This window comes from Alteriqipengyuania flavescens (assembly GCF_030406725.1).
Classification (GTDB): Bacteria; Pseudomonadota; Alphaproteobacteria; order Sphingomonadales; family Sphingomonadaceae; genus Alteriqipengyuania_B; species Alteriqipengyuania_B flavescens.
The window spans coordinates 1,822,957-1,845,840 of sequence record NZ_CP129107.1 but is presented as its reverse complement, the minus strand read 5'-3'; the positions used below and the strand labels follow the sequence as shown (position 1 = coordinate 1,845,840).

The window sequence follows — 22,884 nt, the reverse complement described above, 5'->3', positions numbered from 1 at the left end:
ATCGGGCGAAGCCATGACGATGGCATGAGAAAATCCCTCCCCGCGGTCGCTTTGCCCCTCGCTTTCTTCGTTATTGTCCTGCCGGCCGGTGCGCTTGGCCAGGAACGCGCCGGCGAACCCAAAGTGGAAAGAAAGACCGCGCCCGTTCCGCCGCCGTCGGAAGTTCCTGGCGGTGTCTCACCACATCATCAGGGGCGCTGGGCGAGGAGCATCCAGGAGAACTATCCGGCCGCGGCCCTGCGGAACCTCGAGGAAGGGAATGTCCGGTTGCGGGTAACCGTCAACACCGATGGCCGGGTCGACAGCTGTACCTTGACGACAAGCAACGGTAGCGCCGCACTCGACACGGCCGCCTGCGACGGCATGGTCCGGTTTGCGCAGTTCAATCCTGCGCTGGACCTGAATGGGGAACCGGTTGCGAGCAATTGCAGCACCGCGATCAGATACCAGATTCCCCAAGGTAACAACGTGCTCCGGTTGACCGGGCCGGTCCCCTTGAACTTCGAACTCTGGGCGGAGGACCTTCTTGCGGCGATCGGCATCCGGCCGGACATGCCGCCGGCCCCGGTGGCAATCGTAACCAACGAGCTGCAGATCAACCGCGCCGGCCGGATTGCGAGTTGTCGCGCCGAGATCGAGGAACCGACCGAGACCAGCGAAGCCGAACTTTGCGCCGCGCTGCGAAAGCATGCCGTGTTCGAGCCCGCGTTGAAGGGGGCCCCGGAATTGCGCGATGCCACGTTCCCGCTTCTCGTGCTGGTGAAATTCGATCTCTAGGCACGAGGGATGACCCCGCCCCGCATCCTCGTCCTGGCAACGGGCGGCACGATTGCCGGGCAGGCCGGATCGGCGACGAGGGCCGATTACCGGCCCGGGCAGATCGAGATCGGCAGTTTCCTCGACATGGCGGGCCCGCTGGGGCTGGAGGCGCGGCTGGAGGGGCGGCAGGTCGCGGCGATCGGTTCGGAGGATATCACCCCCGACATCTGGCGCGCCCTGCACACGGCCTGTGCTGAGGCGATGGACGATCCCGCGGTGGGCGGCATCGTCATCACCCACGGCACGGATACCGCCGAGGAAACCGCGCTGCTGCTCGACCTCACCTTGCCGGCGACCAAGCCCGTGGTGCTGGTCGGCGCGATGCGCCCTGCCGACGCGGTCGGGAGCGACGGGCTACGCAACTTCGCCAACGCGGTGCGCGTGGCGGGCGACGCCGATGCGGCCGGTCGGGGCGTGCTGCTGGTGATGAGCGACCGGGTGATCGCCGCGCGCGACGCCCGCAAGGCGCGCACCGGCGGGACCGATGCGTTTCGCGGCTACCCGCGCGATGCGGTCGCTGCGGTGACCCCAAGCTCGCTCGAATGGTTCGGCGCGCCATGGCGCAGCGGCGAGGCCGCGCGCTTCGACTTTCCGGAAACCTGGCCGACGGTGCCCATTCTCTACGCCCGCGCCTGCATGGAGGCCGACGCGGTCGACCACGTGCTGTCGCGCAATCCGGCGGGCATGGTTATGGCCGGCTTCGGCGCCGGGACCATGCCGCAGGGCGTCAGGCGCGCGCTGGCGAAAGCGGCAGCGCGCGGAGTGATCGTGGTCCGGTCGAGCAGGGTGGGCGAAGGGCTCGTCGACCGCGAACCGGCTGACGACACCGACGGCTTCGTCGCCGCCCGCGCGCTCGGCCCGGCGAAGTCGCGCATCCTGTTGCAGGTCCTGCTGGCGAACGGCCTGTCCGAACCTGCCGACGTGCAGGCGGCCTTCGACCACCGCTAGGCAGCGCCGTCAGGCGAAGGTCAACGCGTCCGCCCCGACTTTCTCGAAATAGCGCGCCATGCCATCGGCAGCCTTGTCGCTCAGCGCGATGAAGGCGCGGCGGCGGTCGGTCTCGTCTTCCACCCGCTCCATCAGCCCCGCTTCGGTCATCTGCCCGATCCAGCGCAGCGCGGTAGTGGGCGGCACGCCGCTGGCGATGCACAGGCTGGTGACGGACACCCGGGTATGCTCGGCGCGGGCTGCAGTCAGGTCGAGCAGCATGTCCCATGCCGGATCGGCGAAGAGATCGCGGTCGAAGAATTCGCTGCGCAGCTGCCGCTGGCGAATGATCCGCCGCACGAGGCGCGGGTCCGGCAGCGGCGGGCGCGGCGGCTTGACCAGCGCCTTGGAGGCATCCTGCGGCCCGCGATAGGTGGGACTTGGCGAACCGAGACGGAAGGCGCTGCCGGCCGCGTCCTTTTCCGACAACGCCTCCAGCCGCTCAGCGATCTGGCCGACCTGTTCGGTCAGTCGCAGCAGCGTCAACCGGTCGTCTCCCGAAAGTTCCCTTGCTCGCATCCGGGGCATGGTGCCGAGCACCCGGCCGAGGGCAATTACGCGTTCTCCCCTGGTGGGATTTACGAGGATCTGCGGCTGCGACTGGTCGAGGCAGGCGAACACGTCCTCCAGCGCCTCCAGCGAGGTGGACACCACCAGCTGGGAGCCCGCATTCGCCGCGCGCATGTCGAGCCGGGACAGGGCCGCGCAGGCGCGCCCGTCCATCACCGGGCAATCGAGCAGCACCACGTCGCCGATGGGCCGCGCGTTGCCCTCTACCAGTATTTCTACCGAACCCGCTTCCTGCAGCCGGAAGCCCGCCGCCAGCGCATCATCGCGAATCGTATCGTGGACATGCGCCCGGTCGGCGAAGACGGAAACCGACAGGTCGAACGGCGCATCGATCGCAGCGGCATGTCCGCCCGCGTCATTACCCGAAAGTTGGAAACCGGCCTGCGCCATCGCGATTCTCCCCAATTAGGAGAACACACGTAGAACAAAGCGGGACTATGTCAAGAAATCCGCTCGCCCCGCAGCGTGCCGGCCGGCCCCGGCAGCAAGTCGAAGCGGAAGTCCGGCCATGCCTTTCGCCAACGATTGGCGACCATCCGCTCCCCGGGCCGTGCGCCATCGTCGAGCAGGATCAAGCCCCCCACCGGGATGCGCTCGAACAAGCGTTCGGCCGAACCGCGGATGAAGGGGTTGAAAGTCCACACCGGCCCGTCGATCACCAGCATGTCGATACGGTCGGGCACAGCGCCCATGTCGTACCAGTGGGAGGCCCAGCGACCGCTGGCCGGGGCAAGCGGCGCATGGTGGATATGCGGGTCAAGCCCGTTTGCCGCCAGCCATTCGCCGGTCGCCGCGCAGAATTCGCCGTGCTGGTCGTAACTGTCGACACGGCCGCCGTCGGTATAACGTTCCAGCGCCTTGCCGATGATCAGGCTGGTCGCGCCGCAGCCGAGTTCCACCACCTGTGCGGGTTTAGCCTGCTCGATATGATCGACGATGCGCTTCAAGAAGATCGTGTCGGCTTTCCAGCTGCCGAGGTGTGGCAAGGCGTCCTGAGCCAGCCCCAGCCGGTCCAGCAGCGCCGCCTTGTCGGTCTTGCGCCCGCCCCACAGGCTCTTGACCAGCCAGGGCCACTGGATCGTCGCCCAGCCCGCCACCAGCGCCCGCTCCGCCGGCGTCGGCCGCGCTTCCCCGTCGCTGCGCGGCATGAAGGTGGTCTTCTCGCGCGAGGTCATGGACGGCGCCTGCCGGCTCAGTCCTCGAACGGATCGCGCACGAGGATGGTATCGTCGCGCTGCGGGCTGGTGGAAACCAGCGCCACCGGCGTTTCGATCAGTTCCTGGATACGCTGGATGTACTTGATCGCGTTTGCCGGAAGGTCCGCCCAGCTGCGCGCGCCGGCGGTGGTTTCTTGCCAGCCGTCCATCTCTTCGTAGATCGGCTCGACCTCCGCCTGGTCGGCGCTGTGCGAGGGGTAATAGTCCATGATCTTGCCGCGCAGGCGATAGCCGGTGCAGATCCTGACCGTCTCGAACCCGTCGAGCACGTCCACCTTGGTGAGCGCGATGCCGGTCACGCCGCTGATCGCGCAGCTCTGGCGCACCAGCACGGCATCGAACCAGCCACAGCGGCGCTGGCGGCCGGTGACGGTGCCGAATTCGTGGCCCCGTTCGCCGAGGCGCTGACCGTCCGCATTGTCGAGCTCGGTCGGGAACGGGCCGCTGCCGACGCGGGTGGTGTAGGCCTTGACGATGCCGAGCACGAAGCCGGTGCTGTTCGGCCCCAGCCCGCTGCCGCTCGCCGCCGTGCCGCTGACGGTATTGGAGCTGGTGACGAAGGGGTAGGTGCCGTGATCGACGTCCAGCAGCACGCCCTGCGCGCCTTCGAACAGGATCCGCGCGCCCGCCTTGCGCACCTTTTTCAGCCGCTTCCACACCGGCTGTGCGAATTGCAGTACGAAGTCGGCGACTTCCCGCAATTCCTCGACCAGTTTGGCCCGATCGACCGGGGCCTCGTCGAACCCGGCGCGCAGCGCGTCGTGGTGGGCGCACAGGCGGTCGAGCTGCGGTTCCAGACTGTCGAGGTGGGCGAGGTCGCATACCCGGATCGCACGCCTTCCGACCTTGTCTTCGTAAGCGGGGCCGATGCCGCGCCCGGTGGTGCCGATCTTGCCCTTGCCCGCGGCCGCTTCGCGCAGGCCGTCGAGGTCGCGATGGAGCGGCAGGATCAGCGGGCAATTGTCGGCAATGGCGAAATTGTCGGGCGTGATGGTGACGCCCTGCGCTTCCAACTTGGCGACCTCTTCCTTCAGGTGCCACGGATCGAGCACGACCCCGTTGCCGACGATGCTGAGCGTGCCGGTCACGATGCCGCTGGGCAGAAGGGACAGCTTGTAGGTCTGGTCGCCCACCACCAGCGTATGGCCGGCGTTGTGGCCGCCCTGGAAACGGACCACCGCATCGGCCCGGCTGGCGAGCCAGTCGACGATCTTCCCCTTGCCTTCATCGCCCCACTGGGCACCGATCACGGTAACGTTGGCCATCTATCTTTTCCGGTAATGCGCGCAAACGCGCGGGGCCTAGGCCGCTGGGCGGAGCGAGGCAAGCGGCGAGCGGCGGATATCGACGTCGCCGCCCGCGATGGCAGGGAAATACAAGGAGAAACCATGACCGACCAACCGACCCTCACCCTCAACGACGACCGCCAGATTCCCCAGCTCGGCTTCGGGACCTGGCAGATCGATCAGGACGATGCCGCCGATGCGGTCAAGACCGCGCTGGAAGCCGGCTACTGGCTGGTCGACACCGCCGCCATCTAAAAGAGCGAGGAAGGCGTTGGCGAAGGGATCGGGGACTGGAGCGACATCTTCCTGACCGCGAAGATATGTAACGAAAGCCAGGGGTTCGACCGGACCAAGAAGGCCTTTGCCAACAGCCTGAAGCGGCTGGGACCCGAACATGTCGATCTGCTGTTGATCCACTGGCCCTGCCCGCAGAAGAACGAATTCGTCGACACGTGGAAAGTCATGATCGAACTGCGCGACGAAGGCACGGCGAAGTCCATCGACGCGTCGAATTTCCGCGAGGACGACCTGAAGCGGCTGGTGGACGAGACGGGAGTCGTGCCCGCCGTCAACCAGATCGAACTGCACCCGACCTTCCAGCAGCGCGGCATGCGCCCGGTCCATAACGACATGGGCATCGTGACGCAGAGCTGGTCGCCCCTGGGACAGGGCGCGACGATGGATAACGATGCGATCCAGTCCATCGCCGAAGACGCCGGACAGGATCCAATGCGGTGTTCCTGAGCGGAGAAGACGCGTTCGCGTACCGCGTTTCGGGCAACGGTGCGATCTCGGTGGAGAACCTCACGCGGCGGCTCTATGGCTCGAGCGCGGGAAGCGATGCGCTGCGCCAGCTCATCATTGCCGACAGCAGCAACATATTGCAGGCCGACTATGGCCGCGTCACCCGGCGGTCGATCGAGTTGGAAGGTTTTGTAGACAATGCCTTGTCCGGCGCAGGTCTTGCGGTGGAATTCCACAGTGGCAACAACCGTCTGGCCGGTGAGCTGGAAATCGTCGCCCGCCTGATCGCGGTGCGCGCGCAGCTGGCTGTGCGGCGGCAGCGACCACGGCTGGGGATCGCACCACTTCATCGTCGGCGGTGCGGTCAAAGGCGGGCGATATTACGGGCAGGCACCCGCAGTCTCGGTCGACACGGACGACCAGGTCGGACGCGGGCGGCTGCTGCCGGCTGTGGCGGTGGACCAGATGTCGGCGACGCTGGCAAACTGGTTCGGGGTCGATCCGGTCGAGTTGCCGACCGTCGCGCCCAAAATCGCGCGCTTCGGCAGCGCGGACCTGGGCTTCATGGCCGCCTAGAGCGGTTTCGCCTCGTCGCCTTCCAGCACGTGGGTGCAGCCGAGCGCGGCGGCATCGTCAGACCCGGTGAGCGCGGCCCGGGTGCGCCAGCCTTCGGCGCGCAGGCGGGCGGCCGCTTCGCCGTCGTGGCCCGGCGGCAGGAACACGACCGGCGCGGCCTCGCCCGTTTCCGCGAGCGCATCGATCAGCCGGTCGGGATAGAAGCTGAAGCCGGTGGCCGGCTCGTCAAGCCCGCGGATCCGGTAGGTGCCGCCGCGCGCCAGCGTGCCGGGCATGCCGTCGGCATAGATGCTGAAGCCGAACCAGCTCTGGTATTCGAAGCCGTGGCGTTCGGACGGGTCGAGCGTCAACCGCGCCTCCCCGTCGATCCGCGCGGCGATTTCCTTCAGACCTGCGATGCGCGTGGCAAGCGCCCCGCCCGCATCGATCCCGGCCAACGTCTCGATCGCGTCGGCGAAAGGCCCGCCCGCATGGATCAGCGGCAGGTAAGCCTCGCCGCCCACATCGCGCAGGCCGCCGGCATCTTTCGTGTCGAGCTCGCGCCGCACGGCCTCGATCCTGTCAGCCGGCAGCGGCAGGCCGTCCTGCGCCAACGTATCGACAAGGTCGGGGAGCGTGAAGTCGACCGTCAGCCCCTCGGCGCCCGCCGCCTGCAGCGTCTCGACCGCCAGCGCCACGATCTCGCTCGCCGCCGCGACCGTGTCGCTGCCGACGAGTTCCGCGCCGAGCTGCAGCTTCTGCCGCCGCGGGTCGAGCTGGCGCCCGTCGAGCGTGGCGACCTCGCCCGAATAGCACAGCCGCAGCGGGCGCGGCGCATCGGCCATGCGGGTCGCGGCAATCCGCCCGACCTGCACGGTGATGTCGCTGCGCAGCGCCATGGTCCGCAGCGATGCCGGGTCGGTGAAGCGGATCATCCGCTCCGTCCCCACGCCTTCCATCCGCGTCGCCAGCGACTGTTCGAATTCGGCCAGCGGCGGGATCACCCGGTCATAGCCGTGGCTGTCCATCACCCGCAGCGCATCGCGCATCACGCGGGTGGTGGCAGTGGCCGCTGCCGGCAAACGGTCGGCGAACCCTTCGGGCAGGAGGTCGTTGGTTTCGGTCATCGCGGCAGCGGGTTAGACGACCCGCCTCAGAATGCCAGTGCCTTCACCACGCGGACGCCCTGCAGGGCGCAGGCCTTGTCGATGACGTCCTGCGGGATGGCGCTGTCGACGCTCAGCAGCAGCACCGCTTCCCCGCCGGTTTCCCGCCGGCCGAGGTTGAAGGTGCCGATATTGATGCCCGCTTCGCCCAGCAGCGTCCCGATGCGGCCGATGAAGCCCGGCGCGTCGTCGTTGACGATATAGAGCATGTGGCCGCTCAATTCCGCCTCGATGCCGATCCCGAAGATCTCGACCAGCCGAGGCGCTTCGTTGCCGAACAGCGTACCGGCTACGCTGCGATCGCCCTGCTCAGTCGCCACGGTGACGCGCAGCAGCGTGTTGTAGGCCCCTTCGCGCTGGTGGCGGACCGAGCGTACGTCCAGCCCTCGTTCCTTGGCCAGGAAAGGCGCGTTGACCATGTTCACCGTGTCCGAATACTGCTTCATCAGCCCGGCCAGAACCGCGCCTTCGATAGGCTTGCCGGACAGTTCGGCCGCCGCGCCTTCACGCTCGATGCTGATCTTCGTGAGGTTGCCGTGCGCCAGCTGCCCGACGAGGCTGCCGAGGTTTTCGGCGAGCTTCATATAGGGCTTCAGCTTGGGCGCTTCCTCCGCGCTCAGGCTCGGCATGTTGAGCGCGTTGGTGACCCCGCCGTTGACCAGGAAATCGGCCATCTGTTCGGCCACCTGCAATGCCACGTTGACCTGCGCTTCGGTGGTCGAGGCGCCGAGGTGCGGCGTGCAGATGAAATTGGGCAGGCCGAACAGCGGGCTTTCCTTCGCCGGTTCGCTTTCGAACACGTCGAGCGCCGCGCCCGCCACGTGGCCGCTTGCCAGCTTTTCCGCCAACGCTGCTTCGTCGATCAGCCCGCCGCGCGCGCAATTGACGATGCGAACGCCCGGCTTGGTCTTCGCAAGGTTTTCCGCCGAGAGGATGTTGCGCGTCTCGTCCGTCAGCGGCGTGTGCAGCGTGATGAAGTCCGCCCGCGCCAGAAGCGTGTCGAGATCGACCTTCTCCACCCCGATCTCGATCGCGCGCTCGGGCGTCAGGAACGGGTCGAAGGCGATCACCTTCATCTTCAGGCCCTGCGCGCGCGCGGCGACGATCGACCCGATATTGCCCGCGCCGATCAGGCCCAGCGTTTTGGCAGTGACTTCCACGCCCATGAAGTCGTTCTTCGGCCATTCGCCGGCCTGGGTGCGGGCGTTGGCCTGCGGGATCTGGCGGGCGAGCGCCATGATCATCGCAATGGCGTGTTCCGCCGTGGTGATCGAATTGCCGAACGGCGTGTTCATCACCACCACGCCCTTCGAACTGGCGTAGGGAATGTCGACATTGTCCACCCCGATGCCGGCGCGGCCGATCACCTTGAGGTTGGCGGCCGCGTCGAGGATTTCCGGCGTCACCTTGGTGGAAGACCGGATCGCCAGCCCGTCGTACTCGGCGATGCGGGCCTTCAATTCTTCGGGCGTTTCGCCGGTGATGACATCGACGTCGCAGCCGCGCTCTTCGAAAATGCGCGCCGCGTTGGGGTCCATCTTGTCGCTGATGAGAACTTTGGGTTTGGTCATTAAGCTGGTCCTGATGTGAGCCCCTGCGAAAGCAGCGGCCTCGTGCAATTGGGGGGACGGGATTGGGGGGCACCGGGCACCGGCCTGCGCCGGGGCTCGTACTATGCTGCAGTCGCCGCGTAGGCCCAGTCGAGCCACGGGCCGAGCGCCTCGATATCGGCTGTGTCGACCGTGGCGCCGCACCAGATGCGCAGGCCCGGCGGGGCATCGCGATAGCCGGCGATGTCGAAGGCGGCTTCATGCTGTTCGAGCAGCTTGGCCATGGCCTTGATCCTGTCGCCGTCCGCGCCCTCTACCGTCAGGCAGACGCTGGTGTTGGATCGGGACGCAGGATCGGCGGCTAGATGGCCGAGCCATTCGCGGTCCTGCACGATGGCATCGAGCGCCGCCGCATTGGCATCGGCGCGGGCCTTCATGACCGCAAGGCCGCCCAGCGACTTGCCCCATTCCAGCGCAAAGATCGCGTCTTCCACGGCCAGCATGGAAGGCGTGTTGATCGTCTCGCCCTTGAAAATCCCTTCGATCAGCGCGCCGCCTTTCGTCAGGCGGAACACCTTGGGAAGCGGCCAGCTGGGCGTATAGCTTTCCAGCCGCTCGACCGCGCGCGGGCCCAGGATCAGGATGCCGTGCGCCCCTTCCCCGCCAAGAACCTTCTGCCAGCTGAAGGTCAGCACATCGACCTTGTCCCACGCGATGTCCTGCGCGAACACGGCACTGGTGGCGTCGGCGATGGAAAGGCCTTCGCGGTCGGCGGCGATCCATTCGCCGTCTGGCACGCGCACACCGCTGGTGGTGCCGTTCCAGGTGAAGACGACGTCGTTCGACCAGTCGACCTGCGAAAGGTCGGGCAGCTGGCCGTAAGGCGCTTCGATCACCGTCGGATCGATCTTCAGCTGCTTGACCGCATCGGTCACCCAGCCGGAGCCGAAGCTTTCCCATGCGAGCGTGGTGACGGGCCGCGCGCCCAGCATCGTCCACATCGCCATTTCGACAGCGCCGGTATCCGAACCCGGAACGATGCCGATGCGATGGCTGGCGGGGACCTCCAGCACTTCGCGGATCAGGTCGATGCAATATTGCAGCCGCGCCTTGCCGAGGCCCGAACGGTGCGACCGTCCGAGTACGTCGGTTTGCAGCTTGTCGGCAGACCAGCCCGGTGGCTTGGCGCAGGGTCCGGAAGAGAAATAGGGGCGCGCAGGCTTTTGCGCCGGCGGCGTGTCCGTGTCGTTCATTTCAAAACTCTCCTTACAGAGAGCACGCGCGGCGTTGGGACCGCGTGGCCCGTTCGCGGGCCTAATGCTGCACTGCAAAAAGTCAAGCGGCGAGACGGCGCAATGTTCCGTTAGGCCTATCTTAACCATATGCCCTGCACCATCGGGCCATGGCCCGACTGACCCTCATGATGCTCCTGTCGTTTCTGGGTGCCGGCTGCTCCGTCCTGCCCGAATCGCGCGCGCCCGAACGCACGAGCACGGCGCGGGACACAAGGTCGCTGCCGCCGCCCATCGCGCGCAATCCGGAAAGCCGCATGTGCCTGGCCGACCTGTCCCAGCGCAAGGCGCGCTTCACCCCGCTGACGGATGCCTATTACGAACGCGGCTGTTCGGCGGTGAACAGCGTCAACCTGACCGCGCTGGCGGCGGACGACGGGGAGCTGTTTGTCACCAATCTCGGCCCCGTCCATTGCCCGCTGGCGAGCGATTTTGCCGCGTGGGCGCAATATGGCGTCGACCGGGCGGCGCGGCAGATGCTCGGCAGTAGGCTGGTGCGGATCGAGACGTTCGGCAGCTACAGCTGTCGTAACGTCGCGGGCTCGTCGCGCCGCAGCGCCCATGCCAGCGCGCAGGCGATCGACGTGGCCGCCTTCGTCCTTGCCGACGGACGCAGGATTACGGTCAAGGACGGCTGGGCCCGCGGCGGGGCGGAATTGCGCTTCCTTCAGCGCGTGCAGGACAGCGCCTGCCGCCGCTTCGGGACCGTGCTGGGCCCCAAATACAACGCCGCGCACCGCGACCACTTCCACTTGGAACAGGGCGGCGGCGGTTTCTGCCGCTAGTGCGCCGGGCTTGGTCCGGGGGGTGTCCGGCGGCCTCTGCGGAACAGGGGAGCGCCAGCCGCGCCGTCGTTGTCCAGTCTCGCCTCGAACCGTGTGCGCACCGCATCGGAAGGGTGCCGCGCGGATAGCTTCAGCATCATGTTGGCGCGGTGGATTTCCACCGTGCGCGGGCTGATTTCCAGTTCGCGGGCGATTTCCTTGTTGCTGAAACCTTCGGCGAGGAACTTGAGCACTTCGCTTTCGCGCTTGCTCAGCCGGCCGAGCGCATCGCGCGCCTCGACGATGCGGCGCTGGCGTTCGGTCGCGCGCTCCGCCTCCACTTCGACGCTGCCGAGCGCTTCTTCGAGCTGTCCGGTCGTCAGTGGCAGGAGGAAAAAATCAAGCGCGCCTGCTTTCATCGCCGCGCGGACCGCATCGATGTCGCGCTCCATCGAGGTCGCGACGAGCGGGAGCCACACGCCGACTTCTGCCATCTGCGCGAGGATCGAGGCGGCTCCGCGAATACCGTTCGATCGTTCCTGGTCGTCCCTGGCCAGCACCAAGCCGCTCGAGGGCGGTCTGGAGAGCAACTCGGCCAGTGTCTCATAAACCTCGGCATGATGGCCGAGCGAGAATAGCTGGTGGGCCAGGCCCGCACGCTGGCGTGCATCCCGGTCGACGATATGGAGTGTCTGGCGATCTGTCATTCCGCTGCATTGCCCCCGCATTAAGGATAGATGCATAGGTAATTGGCGCGGATGTGGAGGGATATTGCGTACAAAAGCGTAGGGATTACATCTTAGTACAGGTGTACGATGCCTCCAATATGGAACTGAATTACCAGGCCGCGTGAAGGCAATCTTCAGCTTCAGCCGGATCCGTCGAAGCTGAAGTCCGGCAGGGTGTGAAAAGCGTCGCGCAGTTTCTCGCCCCAGACATCCGAAATCGCGGTGAAATAGGGGTTATGGGAATCGATGCGCTGTTCGTGGCTCTTCCCGAACGCGTCACGTTCGATCACCAGCAGGTCCAGCGGCATGCCGACCGACAGATTGGCCTTGAGCGTGGAATCGAAACTGACCATGAGCAGTTTGACCGCATCTTCCATGGTCATCGCGCGATCGTAGCCGCGGATCAGGATCGGGCGGCCGTACTTGGTCTCCCCGATCTGGAAGAACGGTGTGTCCCTGCTCGCCTCGATGAAATTGCCTTCGGGGTAGACCATGAACAGACGCGGCTCCATGCCCTTGATCTGTCCGGCAAGGATCATCGAGGCAGTGAAGCGCGACTTGGTGTTGTTCTCGCTTTGCGTCTTGCGCACCGTCTCGCGCAGCAGCTGGCCAATTTCGGTCGCGACCTGGAACATGGTCGGCGCTTCCAGCAGCGATACGTGGCGGTCCTCGGGCGCCTTGGTGCGTTCCTCCAGCTTGCTGATGACGGCCTGGGTGGTGGCAAGGTTGCCGGCGGTCATCACCGAAATGATCCGTTCCCCCGGCACTTCCCAGGTGAACATTTTGCGAAACACCGAAACATTGTCGACGCCGGAATTCGTGCGCGTGTCGCTCATGAGGACGAGGCCCTTGTCGAACACCATGCCGCAGCAATAGGTCATTGATTTTCCTTACTGTTCTACGATCTGCTGCTCTACGGCAAGATCGACGTAGAGCGCCTGTTCTCCTGCGCCATAGCTCATGCCGGTGACCGGCGCAGCCTCGGAATAGTCGCGCCCGGTGGCGACGCGGACATAGCGTGCATCCGGGCTGATGCCGTTGGAAATGTCGAAGCCGACCCAGCCGATGCCGTCGACATGCGCCTCCGCCCAGGCATGGGTCGCTTCCTGCTCGATCCGGTCGTCCATCATCATGTAGCCGGAAACGTAGCGCGCCGGGATGCCGAGCGCGCGGGCCGCGCCGCAGAAGATATGGGTGTGGTCCTGGCACACGCCCCTGCCATCGCGCACGGCCTCCTCCGCGGTGGTGTTAACGCTGGTGGTATGGGCGCGATATTCCACCCGGTCGCGGATCATCGCGGACAGGCTGTGCAGCCGCTCTATCGGATCGCCGTCCTGCGCACGCACATCGGCGATCAGCACGTTCATCTTGGCGCCGGGCCTGCTGCGTTCCGTCTGCGACAGGAAGGACCACAGCGGCAGACTGCCCGAATGCCAGCCGATCACCCCGGCCTGGTCTTCGGTGTCGACCTTGCCGTGGCACGTCACCATAACCTCGCTCGCCCCCTCTTCCACCGACACCAGCACGACCGTGTTGACGTGCTGGTCTTCATAGCAAAGCTCCTCGCGCGCGCCGGAATATTCCATCGTCCAGTCGAGGATCTTCTGGCCCTGCGTTTCCTTGGGGGTCAGCCGCAAGCGCTGCAGGCCGTGGGCGACCGGGCGGGCGAATTCGTACCTGGTGGTGTGGCGGATCGATAGGCGCATGGGTGTGTTCGTTTCTGCCTGATAAGTCAGACGGTGAAGCGGAAATCCTCCGCAATGGCGCCTGCGAGCTCGTTGTTGCGGGCGATGAAATCGACGAGCGATTCGTGCAGCCCGCGATCGAACACGCTGTCGACAGTGGTCTCTGAAAGTTTCTGGTCAGCCGAGCGAATGAGCTCGTTGGAACGGTATTCCTCTCCATGGATGCGGGCGAGTTCGCGCAGCGAATCCCGCAATTCGGCGTGGCAAAAGGCAAGACCGCGGGGGAAGCGGTCGTCGAGGATGATGAATTCCACGATGCCGCGCGCGTCGATCCGTCCCGCGTGGATCCAGCGGTAGGAGCGGTCCCCGCCGACGGATCGCAGGATGTGGTCCCACTGTCCCGTGTCGAGGCTGGAGCCGACATAAGACAGCGACGGCAGCAGGAGGAAATATTTCACGTCGATAAGGCGCGCGGTGGCATCGCCGCGTTCGATGAACGTGCCGGCGCGGGCGAAGTGATAGCCTTCGTCCCGCAGCATGGAGCCTTCCATCGCGCCGTGGACCTGGGTGCCCGCGCGGCGGATGGTCGCAAGAACGTCGCCCAGCTGGCCGGGCGTGACTGCGCGCTTCAGCGCCTTTTCCAGCTCCATCCAGCTTTCGTTGACTGCTTCCCACAGCTCCCGGCTGATCGCGTTGCGCGCCAGCCGCGCGTTCTGGCGCATGTTCTGCATCATGGAGAGCACGTTGCGCGGGTTGTTCTTCTCGCGCAGCACGAAGTTCCACACCTGCACGCCGGTGTAGCTATCGTGCGCGGTTTCGTAGACTTCTCTCAGCGAAAGCGTCTCCACGATGGAACGCCACTCCGCCTCCGCCGCCGTATCGTCACGGGTCAGCGCCATCCGCATCGCCGCATCGAGCAGGCGCGCGGTATTCTCCGCCCTCTCGAGATAGCGGAACATCCAGAACAGGCCGTTGGCAGTCCGCCCCAGCATCAGCTTGCCCCCCCGCTCATTCCTTCAGCACCCACGTGTCTTTCGTCCCGCCGCCCTGGCTGGAATTCACGACCAGGCTGCCTTCCTTCAGCGCGACGCGGGTAAGCCCGCCGGGCGTGATGTCGACCCCCTCGGGCGACACCAGCACGAAGGGGCGCAAGTCGACGTGGCGCGGGGCGAGGCCCTTCTTGGTGAGGATCGGGCAGGTCGACAGCGACAGCGTCGGCTGGGCGATGTAATTATGCGGCTTCGCCTTCAGCTTGGCGCGGAATTCCTCGATTTCCTTCTTGGAAGCGGTCGGGCCGATCAGCATGCCGTAACCGCCCGATCCGTGAACTTCCTTGACCACGATCTGGTGCAGATTGTCGAGGACGTAGGCGAGGCTGTCTTCCTCTGCGCAGCGCCAGGTCTGCACATTCGGCAGCAGCGGTTTCTCGCCCGTGTAGAACTCCACGATCTCCGGCATGAAGCTGTAGATCGCCTTGTCGTCCGCCACGCCGGTGCCGGGTGCGTTGGCGATGGTGATGCCGCCGGCGCGGTACACGTCCATGATGCCGGGCACGCCCAGCATGCTGTCCGGATTGAACGTCAGCGGGTCGAGGAAATCGTCGTCCACGCGGCGATACAATACGTCGATCGGCGCGTATCCGGTGGTGCAGCGCATGGCGACGCGGCCGTCGATCACGCGCAGGTCGCTGCCTTCCACCAGCTCCGCGCCCATCTGGTCGGCCAAGAAGGCATGCTCGAAATAAGCCGAGTTGTAGATGCCCGGCGTCAGCACCGCGACATTCGGTTTCTCGCCCGCGCAATCGGGCGCGCAGGCGGCCAAGCTGCGGGCAAGCCGGCGCGGATAGCTGGAGACTTCCTCCACCCGGGCGCGCTGGAACAGCTCCGGGAACATGGCCATCATCGTCTCGCGGTTTTCCAGCATGTAGGAAACGCCGCTCGGTGTGCGGGCATTGTCTTCCAGCACGAACCAGTCGTTCGGCCCGGTGCGGACGAGGTCGATGCCGACGATGTGGGTGTAGACGCCGCCCGGCGGAGTAAAGCCCGCCATCTGCGGCAGCCACGCCTCGTTATTCTCGAACAGGCGGCGCGGGATGCGACCCGACCGGATGATTTCCTGCCGGTGGTAGAGATCGTGCATGAAGCTGTTGAGGGCGCTGACCCGCTGCTCGATGCCCCTGCTGAGGCGCCGCCACTCGTCCGCACCGATCACGCGCGGGATCATGTCGAAGGGTATCAGCCGCTCCTCGGCATCGTCCTCGCCATAAACGTTGAAGGTGATGCCGGTCTTGCGAAACTGCCGCTCGGCTTCCTTGCCCTTGGTCCGCAGCCATTTCTTGTCCGCTTCGGAATACCACTCGGCATAGCGGCGATAGGGTTCGCGCACGTCGCCATCATCGCGGTGCATTTCATCGAAAGTGCCGCCGTCTTCCATCAGTGGGTCATGGCCTCGCTGTCTTCGCGTGCTTCATCGGGGAAATAGCGTTCGGCGTCGAGCTCTCGCGCAACGGCCATGATCGCCTGCGGGTGGTAGTTGAAGCCCATGTGCGTGCAGCGCAGAGCCACGGCGCGGTCCCGCTCGCCGGCCTGCCCACAGGCTGCGCGGGAATGGACGATGCCGTCACGCGGGCTCCACAGCGCCACGGTGCGGACCGGCGGCTTTTCGGCGACTTCGGCCTCGATCGGCAGGTCGTCGACCCGGTGTCCGGCAATGGCCTGGTAGATGCGCCAGACGTTGTTGGCGCGCGGGCTGTAGGAAAAGGGCGATCCCATGGTGACGACCTTGGCCACCTTGTCGGGATGATGCTTGGCAAGCTCGCGCGCGAACAGGCCGCCCAGGCTCCAGCCGACGAGGATCAGCTTCTCCCCCTTGCGAAGGTAGACATCCTCGAGCCGCTGGTTGAGCTTGTCGAAATTCTCCTGCGTGGGGCCCCAGTTGAAGCCGAGCCCCCAGCGCTTGACCCGGTGGCCGCCGCGTTCGAGCTGGCGGGCGAGATAGCGCATGCGCACCGGGTGGGTGGCGAAACCGGGCAGCAGCATAACGCGCTTGGGCACGATGGCCGGTTCGATATCGATGGTGCGGAACGGGCGGCGGAAGGGCTCGATCATCCATCCCGCTTCGCCCAGGAAACGGATCAGTGCCGGGCCGCCGGCGCGCTCGTCCTCGCAGGGTTCGGACGCCAGCCGCAGGCGCTCACGCGCCATATGCGAAAGCGCCGCAACCGAAGTCGCGCCGCCATCGGCATCGGGCATTGCGCCCGGCCCCTCGTGGTTGTTCAACCCCGCCACCCTGACCGAACGCGGCAGGGCGGCGAGGTTTCCGAGAAAAGTTGCGACGGCGCGCCGATCAGCCGGCCTCCTTGGCCGCGCCACCGGACGCTGTGCCGCAATCGCCGGTCCGTTCCATCGAAATGCGCATCACCGCGCCCTTAGGGCCATCGGCGTCCTGCCCGGCAGGCTGGCTCATGGTCATGGTCATGGTCGAGGAGGTTTCCGTGGCGGTGCCTTCCATGGCGACCGTGGCGTCGCCCTGCGGCCCCTTGCAGGTCATTTCAGCATCGAACTTGTTCGCGTCGGAAACCATCTTCGTGGTCTCGCAATCGCCGCGCTGCATTTCCTTGGCGAGGGCCATGATGCCTTCATCGCCTTCCTCGGCAGTGATGCATCGCGGCGGCGCCATGTTGGACATCATCGCGAAGCCTTCCTTGGCCTGCTTGATTTCCTCTTCGCTCAGCGAGGCATCCTCGATGGAGACCAGCTCCATCGCCATCTTGTATTCGCCCGGCTGCAGCTTGGTCAGCCCCTCGGTCGCACCGGCCATTTCCTCTTCGGAGATGGTGCCGTCACCGTCGGCATCGGCCGATCCTTCGCTTGCGTTGCAGCCGGCCAGCATCATGGCCGGCGCGGCGGCCGCCAGAACGAACTTACCCAGTCTTTTCATTATCTTTCCCTTCAACCCGCGTCGGCGGTGCATTCGCCGATCCGCTGGGAATCCATGCGGATGGTCATGTTGGCGGTCATTTCGGATCCGCCGGCGCCCGGCAGCACCTGGTCCATAGCCACGGTCATGGACGAGCTTTGTTCGCGCACCGTGCCTTCCACGCTGACAGGGCCTTCGGACGTCCTGCCTTCACCCAGATCGATGGTGCACATCATGGATGCGTCCATGTTCCCGCCGTTGAGCGCGAATTCCTCGACCGAGCAATCGCCTTCGGCTAGCTGCTTCGCCAGTTCGCGGCCGGCGGCTTCGGCATCCTGCGCGGCGAGGCAGAAGGTGTTGCCCTCGGCCAGCCCTTCACTGAGGATGGCGCGGATCTGCTCCAGCTGGCCCACATCGGCGCTGGGTACGTTGAGGTCGGCCAAAGTGGCGGTGGTGCGATATTCGCCCGGCTGCGCCATCACGGCCTCTGCCGAAGCCGTTTCGCCGGCACCTTCCGCCGCTTCGTCGTTTCCGCCACAGGCTGCCAGGGCAAGGCCGAGCGGCAAGCCGATTGCGATCGATGCATACTTGTTCATGTGAAACTCCCCTGATTATTCTTGCGCATAAATGCGGCTTGGCGGGCCTTATGGCAGACAATGCCCGCAAAGCTAAGGCCGAATTCCGCGCGCCCTTCCCCCTGTCCCATGTTGCGCCATCCGGCGGCGTTCCCCATATGGTCCGCCATGGCAGAACTGATCATCAGGCGCGGTCTGGAAGAGCCCGACACCACCGGCGATTTCGTACCGCACAAGCCCGCGCGGCCGGAAAAATCGATGGGCGGCAAGCGCTTCGAGCTGGTGAGCGATTACGAGCCTGCCGGCGACCAGCCTACCGCCATCGCCGAACTGGTGGCAGGCGCGAAGGATGGCGAGCAGACGCAGACCCTGCTGGGCGTCACCGGCAGCGGCAAGACCTTCACCATGGCCAAGGTGATCGAGGAACTGCAGCGGCCCGCGCTGATCCTTGCCCCCAACAAGATCCTCGCAGCGCAGCTCTATGGCGAGATGAAGAGCTTCTTCCCGCACAATGCGGTCGAATATTTCGTCAGCTATTACGACTACTACCAGCCGGAAGCCTACGTGCCGCGGTCGGACACCTACATCGAGAAGGAAAGCTCGGTGAACGAGGCGATCGACCGGATGCGCCATTCGGCCACGCGCGCCCTGCTCGAACGCGACGACGTCATCATCGTCGCCTCGGTCTCCTGCCTTTACGGTATCGGTTCGGTCGAGACCTATTCGGCCATGATCTTCGACATCAAGAAGGACGAGAGCGTCGACCAGCGCGAGTTGATCCGCAAGCTCGTGGCGCTGCAGTACAAGCGCAACGACGCGGGCTTTTCGCGCGGCAATTTCCGCGTGCGAGGCGACAGCCTCGAAATCTTCCCCAGCCATTACGAGGACATGGCCTGGCGCGTCAGCTTTTTCGGCGACGAGATCGAGAGCATCCACGAATTCGATCCGCTGACCGGCAAGAAGGGCGCGGAGCTGAAGACCGTGCGCATCTACGCCAACAGCCACTACGTCACCCCCGGCCCGACGATGAAACAGGCGACGCAGGCCATTAAGTTCGAGCTGGAAGAGCGGCTGAAGGAACTGCACGGGGAAGGCCTGCTGCTGGAAGCGCAGCGGCTGGAGCAGCGCACGAATTTCGACCTGGAAATGATCGCGGCAACAGGCTCGTGCGCAGGCATCGAGAATTACAGCCGTTTCCTCACCGGCCGTTTGCCCGGCGAACCGCCGCCGACATTGTTCGAATATCTGCCGGAAAACGCGCTGCTGTTCGTCGATGAAAGCCACCAGACCGTGCCGCAGATCGGCGCGATGGCGAAGGGCGACCACCGCCGCAAGCTGACGCTGGCCGAATACGGCTTCCGCCTGCCGAGCTGCATCGACAACCGCCCCTTGCGCTTCAACGAGTGGGACGCGATGCGCCCGCAGACCTTTGCCGTCTCCGCCACGCCCGGCGGGTGGGAGCTGGAGCAGACCGGCGGCGTGTTCGCCGAACAGGTCATCCGCCCGACCGGCCTGATCGACCCCCCGGTGGAAATCCGCCCGGTCGAGGACCAGGTCCAGGACTGCATCGAAGAGTGCAAGAAGACCGCTGCGAAGGGTTATCGCACGCTCGTCACCACGCTGACCAAGCGGATGGCGGAGGATCTTACGGAATTCATGCACGAGGCGGGCGTGAAGGTCCGCTACATGCACTCTGACGTCGAGACGCTGGAGCGTATCGAGCTGATCCGCGACCTCAGGATGGGCGTATACGACGTGCTGGTCGGGATCAATCTGCTGCGCGAAGGGCTCGACATCCCGGAATGTGGGCTGGTGTGCATCCTCGATGCAGACAAGGAAGGGTTCCTGCGCTCCGAAACAAGCCTTATCCAGACCATCGGCCGCGCGGCGCGTAACGTCGACGGCAAGGTCATTCTCTATGCCGACCGGATCACCGGCAGCATGGAGCGCGCGATGGCGGAAACCGAGCGCCGGCGCGAAAAGCAGCGCGAATACAATGCGCAGCACGGCATCACGCCGACAACCATCATTCGCGGCATCCAGGATATCGTCGCCCACAGCCCGGCAGGCGAAGGCCTGATCGAGAAGGACGAAGCGCCCAGCTTCGTCGGCCACAACCTGCGCGCCTATATCGAGGATCTGGAAAAGAAGATGCGCGCTGCCGCAGCCGATCTGGAATTCGAGGAAGCCGGCCGCCTGCGCGACGAAATCCGCAAGCTGGAAGCGGACGAGTTAGGTTTGCCCGACGGCGAGAAGAAGGCGCCCGTCGTCGGACGCAGCAACGAAGGCAAGCCGGGCACGCGCAAGACACGCTACGGCGGCACGCAGAAGAAGCGCTTCGGCCCGCGCTGAACATTTATCCGCCGCTGCGGCGGCCTGCCTGCTTGGCCATCGCATTCCGCGTGCCTAGATGGCGCGCGATGCGTCTGCCTTTCCTCGCTTTCCCGCTCCTCCTCGCCGCGTGCCAGCAGCCGGAGCAGAACAATGCGCAGCAGCGTATCGACCTCGAAAAAGCTTACGCCGGGCCATCCGAGCCGATCGAGTCTCCCGACACGAGCGAAGCGATCTGGTCGCCCGGACCTGACGGCCAGCTGTTGTTCGGCAACATCGGTGACCGCCCGTTCCTTTCGATCGCCTGCGAGCCGGGCAAGGACGGCGCGAACGCCGTGCGCATCGTGCGCCACCTTGCCGCCGATGCGGAAGCGCAGGCTTTCTTCGCCTTCATCGGCAACGGCACGATGGCGCGCATCCCGGTCGATGCCACCTGGCGCGGCAATCGCTGGCGCTGGGAAGGGACTGTCGCGGCAGATTCGCCCGATCTCGACCCGCTGACCGGAAGCCGCGATCTTTACGCGACGCTGCCCGGCGGCGGGCGGTTGGACCTGCCCGCTAGCCCGCTTCCCGGCCGGCTTATTGCGGAGTGCCGCGCGCCGGGTTCTTCGGGCTCGCCTCTGCCAGATCGATGAGGGTGTCGGGGCCGAGCACCTGCGGCAGGACCTGTTCCTCGCCGTCCCGGTCGATCCAGACATAGAGCGGGATCCCCGCCGCGCCCTTGCTTTCGAGATAGCGGGTGATGGCAGGATTGCTGCGCGTCCAGTCGCCGCGGATCGCGATCACGCCCGCACCGGCAAAGGCATCGCGCGTGGCCTCGCGTTCGATAGCGACCTTCTCGTTGACCTTGCACGTCAGGCACCAGTCGGCGGTAAACCACAGGAAGACCGGCCGGCCCGTCGCCTTCGCCTGCGCGAGAGTAGCCTCGCTGAAATCCGCCGGGTCGAGCACGCCGGCGTCGGCCTCCACCTCGTCGATCCAGCGCGGCGCGACGACGGCCAGCGTGAGGACCACGGCGAGCCCGCCCGCGATCATCCCGCCGCCCACGGGCTTGCCGCCGCGCTGGCGGCGTCCGGCCCCCATCAGCATGGCGATCACCACCAGCGCGATGGCAAGGCCGATGGCGGCAAAGGGCCAGCCGCCGATGCGCACGGCCAGCCACAGCAGCGCAAGCGCCGTCACGCCCATCGGCAGCGCCATCCAGCGGCGGAAATGCGCCATCCAGCTGCCCGGCCTCGGCAAACGGCTGCGCAGTGCCGGCACGAAGCCGAGCAACAGGAAAGGCAGCGCAAAACCGAGGCCCAGAGCGGCGAACAGGCCAAGCGCATATTGCGTCGGCAGGATTAGCGCCGCGCCCAGCGCTGCCGCCATGAAGGGACCGGTGCACGGCGTCGCGATGAAGGCGGCGAGGAGCCCGGTGGCAAAGGACCCGCTCGCCTGGCGCCCCCCGGCCAGTGTCGGCAGCTCGAACACGCCTGCAAGGTTCGCGGTGATGGCTGTGACCAGCACCAGCAGGGCGAGCACGATGCCCGGCTTCTGGAGCTGGAACGCCCAGCCCACCTGCTCCCCGCCCGCCCGCAAGGCGAGAAGTAGCGCGCCGAGGCCAAGCACGGCGACCATCACGCCGGCCGTATAGGCCAGCGCATCGCGCCGCGCGGCGCTCTCGCTCTCACCCGCGCGGGCGAGGTGGAGCGCCTTCAGGCTGAGGATCGGAAACACGCAGGGCAGGATGTTGAGCACGATCCCGCCGACGAAGGCCGCCAGGAACAGCCATCCGATCGACGGGCCGTTGCGGGCCCCCAGCGGCGTGGTCGAACCCAGCCCCACCGGCCCCCGCTCCGCAGTAAAGGCGATCCCGCGGCCGCTGTTGCCGAAACGCAGGACGCCCGACAGGCTGCGCGGATTGGCATCGCCCTTGGCCGCCAGCACGGCCACGAGCCGGTCCTCGCCGCGATAGAATGCCTGCTGCTCGCCATATTGGACGAGGCCGTCCTCCGCGATGAACACATGCGGGCGGCCCAGCGCCTGCGTTTGCGGCAGGGGGATCGCGATACGCAGGGTCTCGCCTTCGCGTTCGACCCGCGCCTTGGCATCGATGCGCGGCGGGATTTTTGCTTCCCAGCGGGCGAAGCGCGGATCGCGCCGGCCCTGCGCGCCCACCACCACGTTGCCGACCAGATCCGCAGTTTCGCGCACGCAGAGCGAATCCGAACAGGCGAGATATTCCGCCCGCACCCCGAGCAACGTGGGGCCCTCCGCCGCGCCGGCCGGCACGCTCAGCGGCACCAGCACGGCATAAGGCGACTTGTAGACGTGGTTCATGAAGCCGAAGGCGAACAGTGTCTCCGGCACGGGGTAGCGCGGCTCCCCCACCCGCCAGCCGGGCGGCAGGTCCCAGCGCAATTCCATGCCCTTGCCCGCATCGCCGGGGTTGAACCAGTATCCGTGCCAGCCTTCGCGGGGCGCAAAGGCAATGGCGACCTCGACCGTTTCGCCCGGCAGCACCGGGCCTTCGACGGCCAGCGTCGCTGGATTGCGCAATTGCGCCTGTGCCTGCACCTGCACCTGCGCGGAGGCTGGCTGCGCCAGCCCGCAGGCCAGCAGCAGCGCCAGCGCCATCAGCCGAACAACCGTCATCATTCGCGGATACATCAGGGCGCGCTTGCCCTCGGCAACCGCCTCTGTAAAGCACTGCCG

22 protein-coding genes and 1 pseudogene are annotated in these 22,884 nt (G+C 66.1%); 8 read left to right on the top strand and 15 right to left on the bottom strand.

Annotated features, from left to right (window positions below; all coding sequences use genetic code 11):
* Positions 1–24: 24 nt before the first annotated feature.
* Both QQW98_RS09555 and QQW98_RS09550 read left to right on the top strand, forming a co-directional pair.
* The gene (locus QQW98_RS09555; RefSeq protein ID WP_290134718.1) at positions 25–777 is read left to right on the top strand and encodes an energy transducer TonB; all 753 of its coding nucleotides are present in this window, start codon (positions 25–27) and stop codon (positions 775–777) included.
* 9 nt (positions 778–786) lie between these two features.
* Complete coding sequence (locus QQW98_RS09550; RefSeq protein ID WP_290134717.1) at positions 787–1,767, top strand: asparaginase; 981 nt, start codon at positions 787–789, stop codon at positions 1,765–1,767.
* Between the two features lie 9 nt (positions 1,768–1,776).
* On the opposite strand, the gene QQW98_RS09545 is transcribed toward QQW98_RS09550, so the two are convergent.
* From QQW98_RS09545 to QQW98_RS09535, 3 genes are read right to left on the bottom strand one after another with little or no spacing between them, the layout of a single operon-like run.
* Entirely contained in the window at positions 1,777–2,766 is a 990-nt protein-coding gene (locus QQW98_RS09545; RefSeq protein ID WP_290134716.1) for a winged helix DNA-binding protein, read from the bottom strand.
* 50 nt (positions 2,767–2,816) lie between these two features.
* Positions 2,817–3,551 (bottom strand): class I SAM-dependent methyltransferase, encoded by a 735-nt coding sequence (locus QQW98_RS09540; RefSeq protein ID WP_290134715.1) that lies wholly within the window; start codon positions 3,549–3,551, stop codon positions 2,817–2,819.
* 17 nt (positions 3,552–3,568) lie between these two features.
* On the bottom strand, positions 3,569–4,858 hold the full coding sequence (locus tag QQW98_RS09535; RefSeq protein WP_290134714.1) for an adenylosuccinate synthase: 1,290 nt from the start codon (positions 4,856–4,858) through the stop codon (positions 3,569–3,571).
* Between the two features lie 123 nt (positions 4,859–4,981).
* Between QQW98_RS09535 and QQW98_RS09530 the strand changes: the two genes are divergently transcribed.
* The 3 genes and pseudogenes from QQW98_RS09530 to QQW98_RS09520 all read left to right on the top strand — a co-directional run bounded on the left by QQW98_RS09530 (position 4,982) and on the right by QQW98_RS09520 (position 6,199).
* On the top strand, positions 4,982–5,134 hold the full coding sequence (locus tag QQW98_RS09530; protein ID WP_290134713.1) for a hypothetical protein: 153 nt from the start codon (positions 4,982–4,984) through the stop codon (positions 5,132–5,134).
* Positions 5,135–5,146: 12 nt separating this feature from the next.
* A pseudogene (locus QQW98_RS09525) lies at positions 5,147–5,623 on the top strand (aldo/keto reductase); the annotation flags it as partial.
* 306 nt (positions 5,624–5,929) lie between these two features.
* Positions 5,930–6,199, top strand: coding sequence for a DUF1501 domain-containing protein (locus QQW98_RS09520; RefSeq protein ID WP_290136915.1), 270 nt, complete (start codon positions 5,930–5,932; stop codon positions 6,197–6,199).
* Here QQW98_RS09520 and QQW98_RS09515 read toward each other — a convergent pair.
* From QQW98_RS09515 to QQW98_RS09505, 3 genes are all read right to left on the bottom strand, one after another.
* Positions 6,196–7,305 (bottom strand): ATP phosphoribosyltransferase regulatory subunit, encoded by a 1,110-nt coding sequence (locus tag QQW98_RS09515; RefSeq protein ID WP_290134712.1) that lies wholly within the window; start codon positions 7,303–7,305, stop codon positions 6,196–6,198. The genes QQW98_RS09520 and QQW98_RS09515 overlap by 4 nt on opposite strands.
* A 26-nt stretch (positions 7,306–7,331) precedes the next feature.
* Complete coding sequence (serA, locus tag QQW98_RS09510; protein WP_290134711.1) at positions 7,332–8,915, bottom strand: phosphoglycerate dehydrogenase; 1,584 nt, start codon at positions 8,913–8,915, stop codon at positions 7,332–7,334.
* Positions 8,916–9,016: 101 nt separating this feature from the next.
* The gene (locus QQW98_RS09505; protein WP_290134710.1) at positions 9,017–10,147 is read right to left on the bottom strand and encodes a phosphoserine transaminase; all 1,131 of its coding nucleotides are present in this window, start codon (positions 10,145–10,147) and stop codon (positions 9,017–9,019) included.
* A 149-nt stretch (positions 10,148–10,296) separates the two neighbouring features.
* Between QQW98_RS09505 and QQW98_RS09500 the strand changes: the two genes are divergently transcribed.
* Entirely contained in the window at positions 10,297–10,971 is a 675-nt protein-coding gene (locus QQW98_RS09500; RefSeq protein WP_290134709.1) for an extensin family protein, read from the top strand.
* Here the strand turns inward: QQW98_RS09500 and QQW98_RS09495 are convergent.
* The 8 genes from QQW98_RS09495 to QQW98_RS09460 all read right to left on the bottom strand — a co-directional run bounded on the left by QQW98_RS09495 (position 10,968) and on the right by QQW98_RS09460 (position 17,877).
* Entirely contained in the window at positions 10,968–11,657 is a 690-nt protein-coding gene (locus tag QQW98_RS09495; protein WP_290134708.1) for a response regulator transcription factor, read from the bottom strand. The genes QQW98_RS09500 and QQW98_RS09495 overlap by 4 nt on opposite strands.
* Positions 11,658–11,818: 161 nt before the next feature.
* Positions 11,819–12,559 carry a proteasome-type protease gene (locus QQW98_RS09490; RefSeq protein WP_290134707.1) on the bottom strand — a complete coding sequence of 247 codons (741 nt, stop codon included), beginning with the start codon at positions 12,557–12,559 and terminating at the stop codon, positions 11,819–11,821.
* A 9-nt stretch (positions 12,560–12,568) separates the two neighbouring features.
* The gene (locus tag QQW98_RS09485; RefSeq protein ID WP_290134706.1) at positions 12,569–13,384 is read right to left on the bottom strand and encodes a transglutaminase family protein; all 816 of its coding nucleotides are present in this window, start codon (positions 13,382–13,384) and stop codon (positions 12,569–12,571) included.
* Between the two features lie 26 nt (positions 13,385–13,410).
* Complete coding sequence (locus QQW98_RS09480) at positions 13,411–14,355, bottom strand: alpha-E domain-containing protein (RefSeq protein WP_290134705.1); 945 nt, start codon at positions 14,353–14,355, stop codon at positions 13,411–13,413.
* A 16-nt stretch (positions 14,356–14,371) separates the two neighbouring features.
* The gene (locus QQW98_RS09475; protein ID WP_290134704.1) at positions 14,372–15,796 is read right to left on the bottom strand and encodes a circularly permuted type 2 ATP-grasp protein; all 1,425 of its coding nucleotides are present in this window, start codon (positions 15,794–15,796) and stop codon (positions 14,372–14,374) included.
* A complete protein-coding gene (locus QQW98_RS09470; RefSeq protein ID WP_290134703.1) occupies positions 15,796–16,641 on the bottom strand; it encodes an esterase/lipase family protein in 846 nt (281 codons plus the stop codon). The genes QQW98_RS09475 and QQW98_RS09470 overlap by 1 nt, the downstream gene beginning before the upstream one ends.
* 67 nt (positions 16,642–16,708) lie before the next feature.
* A complete protein-coding gene (locus QQW98_RS09465; RefSeq protein ID WP_290134702.1) occupies positions 16,709–17,302 on the bottom strand; it encodes a DUF3617 domain-containing protein in 594 nt (197 codons plus the stop codon).
* 11 nt (positions 17,303–17,313) lie between these two features.
* Positions 17,314–17,877, bottom strand: a complete 564-nt coding sequence (locus tag QQW98_RS09460; RefSeq protein WP_290134701.1) for a DUF3617 domain-containing protein — start codon at positions 17,875–17,877, stop codon at positions 17,314–17,316.
* A gap of 147 nt (positions 17,878–18,024) precedes the next feature.
* Between QQW98_RS09460 and uvrB the strand changes: the two genes are divergently transcribed.
* Together uvrB and QQW98_RS09450 are read left to right on the top strand one after the other, a co-directional pair.
* Positions 18,025–20,208: an excinuclease ABC subunit UvrB gene (gene uvrB / locus QQW98_RS09455; protein ID WP_290134700.1), complete on the top strand. Its 2,184-nt coding sequence runs from the start codon at positions 18,025–18,027 to the stop codon at positions 20,206–20,208.
* Between the two features lie 68 nt (positions 20,209–20,276).
* Positions 20,277–20,822: a hypothetical protein gene (locus tag QQW98_RS09450; RefSeq protein ID WP_290134699.1), complete on the top strand. Its 546-nt coding sequence runs from the start codon at positions 20,277–20,279 to the stop codon at positions 20,820–20,822.
* Here the strand turns inward: QQW98_RS09450 and QQW98_RS09445 are convergent.
* The gene (locus QQW98_RS09445) at positions 20,767–22,827 is read right to left on the bottom strand and encodes a protein-disulfide reductase DsbD family protein (protein ID WP_290134698.1); all 2,061 of its coding nucleotides are present in this window, start codon (positions 22,825–22,827) and stop codon (positions 20,767–20,769) included. The two genes, QQW98_RS09450 and QQW98_RS09445, sit on opposite strands and share 56 nt — an antisense overlap.
* Between the last annotated feature and the right edge of the window lie 57 nt (positions 22,828–22,884).

Bases quoted from the DNA above. Each gene is read 5' to 3' on its own strand.
- QQW98_RS09545 (WP_290134716.1), bottom strand. From the start codon at position 2,766: ATGGCGCAGGCCGGTTTCCAACTTTCGGGTAATGACGCGGGCGGACAT.
- QQW98_RS09465 (WP_290134702.1), bottom strand. From the start codon at position 17,302: ATGAAAAGACTGGGTAAGTTCGTTCTGGCGGCCGCCGCGCCGGCCATG.
- QQW98_RS09495 (WP_290134708.1), bottom strand. From the start codon at position 11,657: ATGACAGATCGCCAGACACTCCATATCGTCGACCGGGATGCACGCCAG.
- QQW98_RS09505 (WP_290134710.1), bottom strand. From the start codon at position 10,147: ATGAACGACACGGACACGCCGCCGGCGCAAAAGCCTGCGCGCCCCTAT.
- QQW98_RS09460 (WP_290134701.1), bottom strand. From the start codon at position 17,877: ATGAACAAGTATGCATCGATCGCAATCGGCTTGCCGCTCGGCCTTGCC.
- QQW98_RS09535 (WP_290134714.1), bottom strand. From the start codon at position 4,858: ATGGCCAACGTTACCGTGATCGGTGCCCAGTGGGGCGATGAAGGCAAG.
- QQW98_RS09490 (WP_290134707.1), bottom strand. From the start codon at position 12,559: ATGACCTATTGCTGCGGCATGGTGTTCGACAAGGGCCTCGTCCTCATG.
- QQW98_RS09500 (WP_290134709.1), top strand. From the start codon at position 10,297: ATGGCCCGACTGACCCTCATGATGCTCCTGTCGTTTCTGGGTGCCGGC.
- QQW98_RS09530 (WP_290134713.1), top strand. From the start codon at position 4,982: ATGACCGACCAACCGACCCTCACCCTCAACGACGACCGCCAGATTCCC.
- QQW98_RS09540 (WP_290134715.1), bottom strand. From the start codon at position 3,551: ATGACCTCGCGCGAGAAGACCACCTTCATGCCGCGCAGCGACGGGGAA.
- QQW98_RS09515 (WP_290134712.1), bottom strand. From the start codon at position 7,305: ATGACCGAAACCAACGACCTCCTGCCCGAAGGGTTCGCCGACCGTTTG.
- uvrB (WP_290134700.1), top strand. From the start codon at position 18,025: ATGGCAGAACTGATCATCAGGCGCGGTCTGGAAGAGCCCGACACCACC.
- QQW98_RS09445 (WP_290134698.1), bottom strand. From the start codon at position 22,827: ATGATGACGGTTGTTCGGCTGATGGCGCTGGCGCTGCTGCTGGCCTGC.
- serA (WP_290134711.1), bottom strand. From the start codon at position 8,915: ATGACCAAACCCAAAGTTCTCATCAGCGACAAGATGGACCCCAACGCG.
- QQW98_RS09480 (WP_290134705.1), bottom strand. From the start codon at position 14,355: ATGCTGGGGCGGACTGCCAACGGCCTGTTCTGGATGTTCCGCTATCTC.
- QQW98_RS09475 (WP_290134704.1), bottom strand. From the start codon at position 15,796: ATGGAAGACGGCGGCACTTTCGATGAAATGCACCGCGATGATGGCGAC.
- QQW98_RS09450 (WP_290134699.1), top strand. From the start codon at position 20,277: ATGCGTCTGCCTTTCCTCGCTTTCCCGCTCCTCCTCGCCGCGTGCCAG.
- QQW98_RS09485 (WP_290134706.1), bottom strand. From the start codon at position 13,384: ATGCGCCTATCGATCCGCCACACCACCAGGTACGAATTCGCCCGCCCG.
- QQW98_RS09555 (WP_290134718.1), top strand. From the start codon at position 25: ATGAGAAAATCCCTCCCCGCGGTCGCTTTGCCCCTCGCTTTCTTCGTT.
- QQW98_RS09550 (WP_290134717.1), top strand. From the start codon at position 787: ATGACCCCGCCCCGCATCCTCGTCCTGGCAACGGGCGGCACGATTGCC.